Annotated in this window: 11 protein-coding genes and 2 pseudogenes; 3 read left to right on the top strand and 10 right to left on the bottom strand. The window is 28.7% G+C overall.

Annotation, left to right across the window (positions count from 1 at the left end; translation table 11 throughout):
* Position 1: 1 nt before the first annotated feature.
* A pseudogene (locus CRV12_RS03850) lies at positions 2-985 on the bottom strand (UbiD family decarboxylase domain-containing protein); the annotation flags it as partial.
* Positions 933-1,673: a UbiD family decarboxylase gene (locus CRV12_RS03955; protein WP_277870462.1), complete on the bottom strand. Its 741-nt coding sequence runs from the start codon at positions 1,671-1,673 to the stop codon at positions 933-935. The gene CRV12_RS03955 and the pseudogene CRV12_RS03850, both read right to left, overlap by 53 nt.
* 406 nt (positions 1,674-2,079) lie before the next feature.
* Here CRV12_RS03955 and CRV12_RS00055 point away from each other — a divergent pair, with 406 nt between their 5' ends.
* From CRV12_RS00055 to CRV12_RS00045, 3 genes are all read left to right on the top strand, one after another.
* On the top strand, positions 2,080-2,997 hold the full coding sequence (locus CRV12_RS00055; protein WP_136130615.1) for a RepB family plasmid replication initiator protein: 918 nt from the start codon (positions 2,080-2,082) through the stop codon (positions 2,995-2,997).
* A 183-nt stretch (positions 2,998-3,180) separates the two neighbouring features.
* Positions 3,181-4,407 carry a cupin domain-containing protein gene (locus CRV12_RS00050; RefSeq protein ID WP_136130614.1) on the top strand — a complete coding sequence of 409 codons (1,227 nt, stop codon included), beginning with the start codon at positions 3,181-3,183 and terminating at the stop codon, positions 4,405-4,407.
* A 291-nt stretch (positions 4,408-4,698) separates the two neighbouring features.
* Entirely contained in the window at positions 4,699-4,869 is a 171-nt protein-coding gene (locus CRV12_RS00045; RefSeq protein WP_136130613.1) for a recombinase family protein, read from the top strand.
* Between the two features lie 32 nt (positions 4,870-4,901).
* Here CRV12_RS00045 and thiD read toward each other — a convergent pair whose 3' ends face one another.
* The 8 genes and pseudogenes from thiD to CRV12_RS00005 all read right to left on the bottom strand — a co-directional run bounded on the left by thiD (position 4,902) and on the right by CRV12_RS00005 (position 12,785).
* Positions 4,902-5,696, bottom strand: coding sequence for a bifunctional hydroxymethylpyrimidine kinase/phosphomethylpyrimidine kinase (gene thiD / locus CRV12_RS00040; protein ID WP_136130612.1), 795 nt, complete (start codon positions 5,694-5,696; stop codon positions 4,902-4,904).
* 60 nt (positions 5,697-5,756) lie between these two features.
* The gene (gene thiH / locus CRV12_RS00035) at positions 5,757-6,893 is read right to left on the bottom strand and encodes a 2-iminoacetate synthase ThiH (protein WP_136130611.1); all 1,137 of its coding nucleotides are present in this window, start codon (positions 6,891-6,893) and stop codon (positions 5,757-5,759) included.
* Positions 6,894-7,673, bottom strand: coding sequence for a thiazole synthase (locus tag CRV12_RS00030; RefSeq protein WP_136130610.1), 780 nt, complete (start codon positions 7,671-7,673; stop codon positions 6,894-6,896). It abuts the gene before it with no gap.
* Positions 7,674-7,676: 3 nt separating this feature from the next.
* Positions 7,677-7,877, bottom strand: coding sequence for a sulfur carrier protein ThiS (gene thiS / locus CRV12_RS00025; protein ID WP_136130609.1), 201 nt, complete (start codon positions 7,875-7,877; stop codon positions 7,677-7,679).
* Positions 7,878-7,922: 45 nt separating this feature from the next.
* On the bottom strand, positions 7,923-8,669 hold the full coding sequence (locus tag CRV12_RS00020; RefSeq protein WP_136130608.1) for a HesA/MoeB/ThiF family protein: 747 nt from the start codon (positions 8,667-8,669) through the stop codon (positions 7,923-7,925).
* 34 nt (positions 8,670-8,703) lie between these two features.
* On the bottom strand, positions 8,704-9,357 hold the full coding sequence (gene thiE / locus CRV12_RS00015; protein ID WP_136130607.1) for a thiamine phosphate synthase: 654 nt from the start codon (positions 9,355-9,357) through the stop codon (positions 8,704-8,706).
* A gap of 80 nt (positions 9,358-9,437) precedes the next feature.
* Positions 9,438-11,216, bottom strand: a pseudogene (gene thiC / locus CRV12_RS00010) (phosphomethylpyrimidine synthase ThiC); the annotation flags it as partial.
* Between the two features lie 294 nt (positions 11,217-11,510).
* A complete protein-coding gene (locus CRV12_RS00005; RefSeq protein ID WP_136130605.1) occupies positions 11,511-12,785 on the bottom strand; it encodes a Glu/Leu/Phe/Val family dehydrogenase in 1,275 nt (424 codons plus the stop codon).
* Positions 12,786-13,052 lie beyond the last annotated feature (267 nt).

Here is a 13,052-nt window from a genome sequence, read left to right as displayed (position 1 = left end):
ACTATTTATGGTTTTTTATTGTTTTGTTTTTTACAATGATATTTTTTATCCACGGTTCAGGGTTTATTTTTTTAAATTTTGTTCTAATAAAATGTTTTTTTAAATTATATGGTACTGTACAATCAAATATTGTTTTGGTTGTAGATCCTTTTGTATGGAGTCGACTATCGTATATAGGACTTTGTGAAGGATCTAATATATGTCCTGTTATACCAGGTATAAATATTGTATCGAGATCACCAGAATATCTTGTTTGCATAGCCCAAAGAACATCATTTGTATCAAATAAATCAACATCTTCGTCTATTAGAATAATATTTTTTAATTCACGATAAACAGCTAGTGCTATTATGGCTGCTTGGCGTGTCATTCCGTCATCATTTTGATTACGTTTTTTAACTTGCAATATAGCGAGTAATTTACCTCCTCCTGCACTGTGAGCATAAACATTTTTTAATAAACCAGGTATAGATTCTTCGCATTTTAAGTAAATACTAGCTTCTGTTGGTATGCCTACTAAATTTGCATGTTCTTCTCCTGGACCAATTAGTGTTTGTAGTATAGGGTTTTTGCGTGTTGTTACAGCTTTAACTTTAACTATTGGTAATAGTGAGTTCGCATTTCCAGTATATCCTAAGAATTCTGGCATGGTTTTTCCTGTTTTACTGTTTTTATCTTCTTTTATTCTTACATGAGGTAGAATTTCTCCTTCAATAACAATTTCAGCTCTTGCAATTGCTTTTTGTTGTATAGAAATACAATCTACTAATTCTACTGGTTTTTTTCTTAATCCTCCTGCTATGCTGAGTTCATTAAAACCTAAAGGGGTAATTGGTGCTTCAAATGATGCTCCAATATATATTGCAGGATCAAGTCCTATATTAATAGATATATCTAGTGATTTATCCATTGATTCAGCTTTTTTACGAAAGTTATCGATATGTCTTCCAGGCGCGAAAAAAATTGATAATTCGTTTTTGTTTTGTTATTGCAGGATCAAGTCCTATATTAATAGATATATCTAGTGATTTATCCATTGATTCAGCTTTTTTACGAAAGTTATCGATATGTCTTCCAGGCGCGAAAAAAATTGATAATTCGTTTTTGTTTTGTATGCATAATCTATGAATGCTAACATCAGTATCGTTAGGTTTTTCTTTGTCATTAGCTAATATTAAACCTAAACAGATATATGGACCAGCATCGTCAACTGTATTTGTTATTGTTGGTAGTATTTTACGTAAATCAAAAGATTTTTTATTTGCATCATATTTTACTTCTTGGCAAGGTATTATTTTTTTTTTGGTCATTATTGGTGGGATGTTATTTTTTCTGGCTTTGGCTACATTAATGCCAAGTTTTGTTTCTGGAAGGTTCAATAATTTGCTTATTCTTTTTCTACTTGCCATTAATCCAATTAAGATACGATATTTTGGGAAGTTCTTAATGTTGTTAAACATCATAGCAGGACCTATTTTTGTAGGTCTCATTACTGTACCACCAGCACCTATGTATCGATAAACTTCTACTAGTTCATTTATTGGATTTATTTGGTTATTGGTTTCAATATATTGATTTGGGTATTGTTTTATTAGTTTAATTGCTGAACGTAGATCATTAATATTATTTAATTTTTTGTTATTAACTGTTTTTTCTTTTATTGTTTTTTTCATTTTTGTTTTGTTTTTGTTTGAATATTTTTTGTTTTGGTAACTATACCAGTTATAGGTTATATTTAATAAAGATTTCAACAGGTCAAAAACATTTTTTAATGTAAAATATTATGTTATTTAATATAATATCATATTGATTTTATTAGTATTGATTTTTTTTATTTAATATTTTTTGTAAACTTATCCACTTATACACTAAGTAGATCCTATATAGATCCTATATAGATCCTATATAGATCCTAATAATGCTGTAAGCCATATTATACAAGGGTTAAAACAATGATAGTGTTCACTATAATCAGTAAAACATTCACTATAGTCAGTAAAACATTCACTATAGTCAGTAAAAACATTCACTATAGTTTATATTTATAGTTTCTTATTTAACACAAAATGAATTCAAGTTATGAAAGATAAAAATAATGAGAATAAAACATTATTAAGATCTTTTTTATCAGTAAATAAAAATAGTGGTGAAATAGTTCAATTATGTCCTAACAAAAATAACACTGTACAACCAGCTGCACTAATGAGATTAGGGTTATTCGTACCAACATTAAAATCTACAGCTAGAGGAAAGACAGGATCTATTGCTTTTACAGATGCAACAAATGAACTAAAAAATTTATCACTAGTTAAAGCTGAAGGTTACCAGAAAATTACTATTACTGGTGCAAGATTAGATATGGATAATGATTTTAAAACGTGGGCTGGAATAATTCAATCTTTTGCACGTTATCAAATTAGAGAAGATACTGTAACTTTATCATTTATTAATTTTGTGAAAATGTGTGGTATTCCTTCTGCAAATTGTTCATCTGTTTTACGTAAACGTTTAGATGCATCCCTTCGTCGTATTGCAACTAATACTTTATCATTTGAAGGTAATGGTAAAATATATCATACACATCTTGTTCAGTCTGCATATTACAATAGAGAAAAAGATATAGTACATATTCAAGCTGATCCAAAATTATTCGAACTTTATAGTTTTGATCATAAAGTGTTATTACATCTTCGTGCTATTTCTCGTTTAAAACGTAAAGAATCAGCTCAAGCTCTTTACACTTTTTTAGAAAGTCTTCCGATAAATCCTATACCAATTTCTCTTGTTAGATTACGCATGCGTTTAAATTTATCATCTAAAATTACTACACAAAATTATGTTGTGAGACGAGCAATGAAGCAATTAAAAAAAATCGGTTATTTAGACTACTCTGAAGTAAAACGTGGAAAATCTGTATTTTTTATTATTCATGATAGAATACCAAAATTAGATAAGATTAATCACTTTGATAGTATGGATTCAATTATGAATAATTAAAAATATTCACTATAGTAAGTAATTCAAAAAATAATAAAAATGTTTAAATATAAAAATAAACAATCAATCATAATTATATGTACATTAAGAAATGTTATTGTTAATAATATACAAAACATATATTGTTATTGTTCAAATAAAACAAATCAAATATTATCAGATATTAAATAAGGAATATTATCGATGAGTAAAATTTCAAGAAGAAATTTTATGACATTTGCATTAGGTAGTACTTTAGCATTAGCTACAACTAAAGTCTATTCACATAATTTAAGCATAAGAAATTATATATCTCAATATAGAAACAAATACAAAGATGATCCAGGTCCCAAAGATATTATAAGGGAGAAAGAAAATCCAGATATCATTAATCCACCTATTACAGACAGTGGTACTTTGCCAAATCTTCGTTATTCATTTAGTGATGCACATATAAAAAGAAGTACTGGAGGCTGGACAAGACAAATTACTCAACGAGAACTAAGCATAGCAACTACTATAGCAGGAGTTAATATGCGTCTTAATGCTGGGGGAATAAGAGAATTACACTGGCATAAAGAAAGTGAATGGGGATATATGATATATGGTAATGCACGTGTAACTGCGTTAGATTCTGAAGGCAATTGGTTTATTGATGATCTTGAAATAGGTGATTTATGGTATTTCCCTCCTGGTATACCTCATTCGATTCAAGGAATAGGGTTAAATGGTTGTGAATTTTTATTAGCTTTTGATAATGGATTCTTCGATGAAGAAAGTACTTTTCTTCTTTCAGATTGGTTTCAACATATTCCCTCTGAAATACTAGCTAAAAATTTTAATGTTCCAACTTCAACTTTCAATACATTACCTTCACCTAATGATAGGTATATTTTTTCCGGCTATATAAATAATAGTGTGTCAGCAAATTTTATTACTAAATCAAAAAAATCAAATAATATATTTACTTATAAAATGTTATCTCAAAAATCTATTAAAGCATCTGCAGGAACAGTAAGAATTGTAGATTCATCAAGTTTTTCAATATCTAAAAATATTGCAGCAGCATTAATAGAAATAGAACCAGGTGGAATTAGAGAATTACATTGGCATCCTAATAATGATGAATGGCAGTATTATTTAGAAGGTGAAGGACGTATGGGAGTATTTGCTTCTTCAGGACAAGCTAGAACCTTTAATTATAGGGCAGGAGATGTTGGTTATGTTCCATTTGCTATGGGACATTATATAGAAAATACTGGTACAAATAATATGAGGTTTTTAGAATTATTTAAAAGTAGTTATTATGCTGATATTTCTTTAAATCAATGGCTTGCTAATACTCCAGACGAATTACTTAGACAACATTTAAATCTTAATAAAAAATTTATGTGTTCTCTTTCTTTTAAAAAAGATCCTGTCATAAGATGATGATATATTTTATTAATTTATAATTAATATATTTATTTATATCAAATTATATATGTTTATTTATTATACATAATTGCAAAAATGGGCATTTTTGCAATATATTTTGATATTAATGCTTATAAATTGATATTTTTAGGTAATTTTTTTTGTTTTTTTATTTACTTAATTAACAAACAAAATTAAGTTTTCTTTGAAACCTTATCTTATGGTGATTTAATATACTAATTGGTTATTCTAGGGTATCTACAAAAGATCAGGATGTTAATATACAAGTTTCTTTTTTGAAAGAATGTGGTTGTAAGTAAGTATAGGATTGGGTTAATGTATTTAATTAACTATCTTGGTTCTGAGGATGTTTTAGTAGTTTGGAAATTGGATAGATTGTCTGGTTCTTTAAAGGATTTGTTGGATGTTATTAAAAATAATTTAGTTATAAAATTTTATTTTAAAATGTATTTGTAAAAATACAGTAATAATTATTAAAAAAGTATATTTTACCACCATTGATAAAAATGATGTACAGGACCGTTGCCTTTACCTATTGATAATTTATTTCCATGAATTATGGATTGATTTAACCATGTTTTAGCATCACTAAAAGCTTGGAACCAATTTTTACACTGAGGTCTTTTTGCGGCTATAGCTGCAGATAAGGTACATCCAGTACCGTGTGTATTTTTTGTATTGATTTTAGGAGTGTTTATTTTGATTACTTCATCAGACTTTATAAACCAATCAGGACTTAAATTGCCTTCTAAATGACCACCTTTCATTATGACTACCTTACATCCTAATAACAAAAGTTTTTTTCCTTGAGAAATAATGTGATCTTCATCTTTTGCGATAATACTATCAAGAAGTAATGCCGCTTCTGGGAGATTTGGAGTAATCATTGATACTAAAGGTAATAAATCATTTTTAATCATTTTTATTGCATGATTACTTAAAAATTTATAACCATTACTGCTTGTCATTACAGGATCTAGAACTATCCAAGGAATGCGATATTTATTGATTTTTTCTATTACTACTTTGATAATACTTGGTTTGCTAAGTAGTCCAATTTTAATACTGTGAATACATATATCACTAAATATTGATTCTAATTGTGTTGCTACAAAAGATGAACTCACTGGATAAATGGATTGTACTCCACAAGTATTTTGTGCTATTAAAGTAGTGATAACTGTAGTTCCATATACTCCCAATGCTGAAAAAGTTTTTAGATCTGCTTGAATACCTGCACCACTACTAGGATCTGTTCCAGCAATACTTAATACATTATATATTTTTTTTTGATTTCATAACAATTCCTTTATGAGTTTAATTTTATTATTATTTCTAAATTTTTATTTATTCGTAGAACGTCCTAAATATATATCCCAATCTTTCCATATTGGCTGTAATCCATTTGATGATAGTACCTTACATACTTCTTGGGGTGAACGATTATCAGATATAATAAATTGTTCTAGTTCTTTTTTATTGCTTGTGTAACCTCCTGGATGTGTTTTAGAACCAGCACTAATATTATTAACTATAATTGGAGTTACATTATCCCTAAAATAAGGAGTTTCTCTAGTAGAAATAGAAATTTCTACTTCAGGCATTAATAAACGAAATACACACATAACTTGTAATAAATCAATGTCATCTATCTGACTAAAAGAACTAGACATATTATTACCTTTATAAGGACGTAAACGAGGAAAAGATATGGAGTAAGTATTTCTCCAATATATATTACGTAAATATAAAAGATGTTGGGCAGCTATATAACAATCTACACGCCAATTATTAGATAATCCAATTAAAACACCTAAACCTATTTTACTCATTCCAGCACGAGCTAACCTTTCTGGAGTTTGTAATCTCCAAAAAAAATCTCTCTTTTTCCCTCGCAAGTGATTTTTTTTATAGGTAATAATATCATATGTTTCTTGGTAGACCAGCACACCATCTAAACCAATTGTTCTTAACTCTGCATATTCATCTTGTAACATTGGTTGAACTTCCATTAATAATAAACTACAATAATTTCTTACTAATGGAATATATCGACGAAAATATTCCATGCCAACTTTTGTTGAGTGTTCTCCAGTAACTAATAATATATGACTAATGCCCTTATCTCTTATTGATTTACATTCCTGAATAATTTCTTGTTCATTAAGTATTTTTCGTTCGATACGATTACTTGCAGAAAAACCACAATATGTACATTCATTTAAACATATATTAGATAGATAAAGAGGCAAATAAAAATTAACGGTATTACCAAATCTTTGACGTGTTAATTTTTGAGCTGTTTTTGCTATATGCTCTATGTAAATTTTAGCAGCGGGTGACAAGAGCGCACTTATTGTTTTGCTATCAAAAGTTTTTGATTCTAGCGCTTTTAATACATCTTTTTTATTTTGACTATAGATATATGATGATAAATTATCCCAATTTATATTTTTCCAATATTCAGTAAAACTTTCCATTTATTTTTTCTTTGGGTGATTATACAAAAATTGAGTTAATGGACTAGTAGAACTAGCTTTTAAATTAATTGGTCCTAATATTGCATTCCTAGCTAATTCACCGGCTCTTGCTGCTAGCTTAAATGCTTTTGCCATATTAATTGGGTCATGTGCAATTGCTATAGCAGTATTTATCATTATTGCATCAGCACCTAATTCTAATGCTTCAGTAGCTTGACTAGGAGAACCAATACCAGCATCTACTATTACAGGAACTGTTTTTTGCTCAATAATGATTTTTAAAAAATCTCTAGTCTTTAATCCTTGATTAGAACCAATAGGAGATCCTAATGGCATTACTGCAGCACAACCCACTTCAACTAATCTACGACATAAAACTGGATCTGCACTACAATAAGGTAATACTACAAAACCTTCTTTTACTAATTTTTCAGCTGCTTTTAAAGTTTCTATTGGATCTGGAAGTAAATATTGCGTATCTGGATGAATTTCGATTTTTATCCAATAAGTACCTAATGCTTCTTTAGCTAAATGAGCAGCAAAAATTGCTTCTTCAGCTGTTTTAGCTCCAGAAGTATTAGGTAATAATCTTATTCCAATTTTATTTAAATTTGTCAAAAAAGAATCATATCTATCATTTAAGTTTAATCTTCTCATCGCTAAAGTGACTAATTCACTACCAGAAGCAGAAATAGCCTTTAGCATTACATCATTGCTAGAAAATTTACCTGTTCCAATAAAGAGTCTTGATTGGAAATTAATGTTTTTAATTGCAAACACGATTTAACCTCCAGCAATAGCTTGAAATATAATTATATTATCTTTATCTTGTATGAGGTAATTTGCCCATTTACAATTAGGAATGATTTTTTGATTTACCGCTATCGCAATACCATTAATATTACCATATTGTTGAACGATTAATTCACTTAAAAATATAGGAGATAATAATTCTATTATATTATCATTAATATTAATTTTCATTTAAGTAATGTTTCCTAAATATATAAATATTAATAATTTTAGTTTTTACGAACAAATAGAACAATTGGTATTTTTAGTTAAATGCAAGTTTTTCCATTGCAATGATTTTCCATTAAATAACCATAATTGACCTTGATTAAAATTAATTTTGATATTACATAAAAATTTAATAGCTTCTAAGGCTTGCATAGTACCCATTATTCCTACTATTGGGCCTAGTATTCCGAAAGAATTACAATTAATATCATTTATATTATTTTTATTAGGAAATAAACAAGAGTAACAACCATTTTCCCAGGGAGGTGTAAATGTTATAATTTGGCCATCAAAACCAGTTGCACTAGCAGTTATGAGTGGTTTTTTACAGTAAACACATGCATAATTAATATTATGCCTAGTTTCCATATTATCACTGCAATCTAATACCAAGTCTACTGTTTTTACTTGTTTAATCAAATTGTCATTATCTAATTTCTTTATTAAAGAAATATATTTATTTTCAGGATTGAGATTAGTTAACTTATTTTTAGCTAAATCCGCTTTAAACTTTCCGATTTCATTTGTATTGTATAATATTTGTCTTTGTAAATTAGTCAGTTGTAATTTATCATTATCTGCTAGTATTAATTTACCAATTCCAGCAGCAGCTAGATAAAAAGCAGCTGGAGAACCTAAACCACCTAAACCAACTAAAAGTATTGTAGCAGAATTTAATAGATTCTGTCCATGAAACCCTATTTCATTTAGTAATAATTGTCTGCTATAACGTAGAAAAGATTTATCATCAATCATTTATATTCATCCTTATACACTATTCTAATTAATACTAATTATTTACATATTTTTCTTCCCATTCTTTTATGATATTTACTAATTGCATAGTCGCTAAACGCCAATCAGAAGCCATAGTTATAGCACTTACTACTGCAATGCCACCTACTCCACAATCTAAAACATTTTTAATGTTATTTAGATTAATACCACTTATAGCTACAGTAGAAATATTTTTTAACCTATAGCTAAAATTACGCAGTTTATTTAGACCTTGAGGAGTAGATTTCATTTTTTTTGTGTTTGTGGGGAAAATATGACCTAAGCTAATATAAGAAGGGTTCCATGATAGTGCTTTCGTTACTTCTAATTCAGAATGAGTGGATATACCTAACCTTAATCCAGCTTTTAATATTTTATTGGGATCTGCATTGTTTATATCTTCTTGACCTAAGTGCACTCCGTAGACACCATATTTAATTGCTAATTTCCAATAATCGTTAATAAATAATTTAATATTGTATTTTTGTGCTAATAATACAGCTGATTCGATTGATTTATTTAATTGTATTTCTGTTTGATCTTTTATACGTAATTGTATTGTATTTACACCGATATCTAATAACCTTTTTAACCATAATAAAGAATCTATTATTGGATATAGGCCAAGTCTATATGGAACTGGTGCAAATTGTTTATTGATATGCATTTCTGAATCTCAGTTTTTTATGTGATTTATAAAGATATTGATAAATTATATTATTTATTAATTTATTTTTTCATACAATGACGGATTTCTTGGGATATTTTCATTGAACAAAACTTTGGTCCACACATAGAGCAAAAGTCAACTAATTCACCAATTTTTTCTGGTAATGTTTCATTATGATAATTGCGAGCTGTTAATGGATCAATTGCTAAATTTAATTGATCTTCCCAACGGAATTCGAAACGTGCTTTTGATAAGGCATCATCACGAATTTGTGCACCAGGATGTCCTTTAGCTAAATCAGCAGCATGAGCTGCTATTTTGTACATTATTATACCTTGTTTTACATCTTCTTTATTTGGTAATCCAAGATGTTCCTTAGGTGTTACATAACATAACATTGCACATCCGAATGATCCTATAAGTGCAGCACCTATTCCTGAAGTAAAATGATCGTAACCTGGTGCAATGTCAGTGGTTATAGGTCCTAGTGTATAGAATGGTGCTCCATGGCAGTATTTTAACTGTTCTGTCATGTTATATTGGATCATATTTATTGGTATATGACCAGGACCTTCTATCATTACTTGTATATCATTTTCCCATGCAATTTTAGTTAATTTACCTAAAGTGTGTAGTTCTGCGAATTGTGCTGTATCATTTGCATCTTTTATTGATCCTGGTCTTAGTCCATCACCAAGTGAAATTGATATATCATAATCAGCACAGATATTGCAAATATCATGAAAATGTTCATATAAAAAGTTTTCTTTGTTGTTAGATAAACACCATTTAGCAATAATTGCTCCTCCGCGTGATACTATACCAGTAAGTCTATTAGTAGTCATTGGAATATGATGCAATAATAATCCTGCATGTATAGTGAAATAATCTATGCCTTGTTCTGCTTGTTCTATTAATGTCTCTTTAAAAATAGGCCAGGTAAGTTTTTCTGCTTTTCCTTTAGTTTTTTCTAATGCTTGATATATTGGTACAGTACCGATTGGAACTGGACTATTACGTATGATCCATTCACGATTTTCTTGAATATTTCTGCCGGTAGAAAGATCCATTACTGTATCAGCACCCCATTGTATTGCCCATATTAATTTTTCTACTTCTTCTTCAATAGAAGAAGTGATAGCTGAGTTTCCAATATTGGCATTAACTTTCACTAAAAAGTTTTGTCCTATTATCATTGGTTCCAATTCTGGGTGATTTATGTTAGCTGGAACAATAGCTCGGCCATCAGCTATTTCTTTTCTTACAAATTCTGCTGTAATTTTTTCTGGTATTTTTATATTATTGTTTTTATATTGAATTTTATTTTGAAGAATGTCACGTCCCATGTTTTCACGTATCGCTATAAATTCCATTTCTGGAGTTATTATTCCAGTTTTTGCATAATGCATTTGAGTTACTTTTTTTCCTTTTTTTGCTTTGATTGGATTATGTTTTATACCGAAATAAATTTTTTCTTGTATTGAATTTAAATGGTATTTTTTTTTATTTAAATAATTTATATTAAGATATTGACTGTCTTGTCTTGTTTTAATCCAATTTTCTCTAAATCTTTGAATACCTGTATTAATATTTATTTTTGTTTTAGGATCTCCATATGGACCTGAAGTATCATAGACTAATATTGGTTCATTTTTTTTATAAATAGGATTTTTGTTTTTGTTTATCAAAGTAGGATTTAAGTGAATTTGTCTCATAGGTACTTGTATATTGTTATTACTACCTTGTAAATATATACGTTTTGAATTTGGGAAAGTGTTTTTTTTTAGGTTTTTTATAAAAGATTTAGCTTCTGTACGATTTTTGTGACGTGATTTTGGGAAAATTGATGATGTCATATTAATTGCCTTTTTTTGAAGTAATTAATTTTGAAAAAAGATAATATATATGTGATGTTTAATGTATTTTAGTTTATTCTTTTTGTATATTACTATTAAATTTAGTTATTTACATTTATTATTGAGGGAAATTATTGATATATCTTAGTTTTGTTTATATTTTTGTTTAATATGTAAATGTTGGTTTAATCCATATTGAATTAATAGAAATATATTTTATATTGTATTTAGTTTAATTTACGTTTTTATTTTGCTTTAAAAAGAACACTGCTATAAATAGCAGTGTTCTTTTTATTAACCTGGATAAATACCTCTGTCTTTTCGTGCCATTAATATTCTTTCACATGCTACAATATAAGCTGCTGTACGCAAAGAACATTTTTGTTCTTTTGCTTTTTTCCAAACATTATTCATAGCTTCTATCATAATTTTATCAGAACGCTTATTAATTTCATCTTCACTCCAGAAAAAGCTAGCCATATCTTGTACCCATTCAAAATAGCTTACTGTAACGCCTCCTGCGTTACAGATGACGTCTGGAACTACAGTAATACCTCTAGTTGCTAAAACATCGTCAGCGTCAGTGTAAGTTGGTCCATTTGCGCCTTCTAATATCAATTTACAGCTAATAATTTCAGCACGTTTTTTGGTTATTTGACCTTCTAATGCAGCTGGTATTAAAATATCCATATCTGTTGTCCAAAAAGATTCTCTATCAATAGAGGTTGCACCTGGAAAACCTGATATATTTTTGTTTTTCTGCTGCCATATTATTAGTTCTTTAATATTAATTCCTTTTTTATGGTATAAAGTTGCAGTGTGATCTTGAATAATAACGATTTTTGCACCAGCTTGGTTAAATAAACGAGCTACTTCACTTCCTACATTTCCAAAACCTTGTATTGCTATTTTTGCATTCTGAATTTTAATGTTTTCTCTGTGTGCTACTTCACATCCAGTAATAAATACACCTCGTCCTGTCGCTTTTTCTCTTCCCAGAGAACCACCAAGGTGAATAGGTTTACCTGTAACTACTCCAGTGACTGTATTTCCTAGATTCATGGAGTATGTGTCCATCATCCAAGCCATTACTTTACTGTTTGTACCAACATCAGGAGCCGGAATATCTTTTTGGGGGCCAATTATAATTCCAATTTCGCTGGTATATCGACGAGTTAAACGTTCTAATTCACCTTCTGATAATTGAAAAGGATCCACTCTAATTCCACCTTTAGCTCCACCATAAGGTAGGTTTACAGCTGCACATTTAATTGTCATCCATGCAGATAAAGCCATAACTTCATTTAAATCTACTTTGGGGTGGTAACGAATACCACCTTTTCCTGGACCTCTTGAAAGGTTATGTTGAACACGGTAACCTTCAAAATGACGTATTGTTCCATTATCCATCTGTAAGGGAATGTCAACAATTAAAGTCCTTTTAGGATGTCTTAGCGTATCTATCCAACGGGAAAGATTACCTAAATAGGACGTGACACGATCAATTTGTTGTAAGTAAGTTGACCAAGCAGATGTATTTCCTTCAGACGTATAAGATAACTTATCCATAAAAAACCTTTAGTAATAAATTTGTTTGTTGTTTACATATTTTATATAAATTATATTTAGATATACTATTTAACGTCTATATATTGTTTTAAATTATTTAATGATTACACATATTTTTTATTATTTCGATAATAGTGTATTGCTAAATTAGTGGATTTAGATTAACGTGAGTACATATCTATATATTATATATTAGGTTTTAATTTTCTTTAATTATAAATATTTTAATTTAGATTGTTTATTATTTTTAATAAATTTGATTTTATT

This window comes from Candidatus Pantoea edessiphila (assembly GCF_002933315.1).
Taxonomy (GTDB): Bacteria; Pseudomonadota; Gammaproteobacteria; order Enterobacterales; family Enterobacteriaceae; genus Pantoea_C.
Note: the sequence above shows the minus strand (reverse complement) of the source record. Positions and strands in the feature narration are given on the sequence as shown.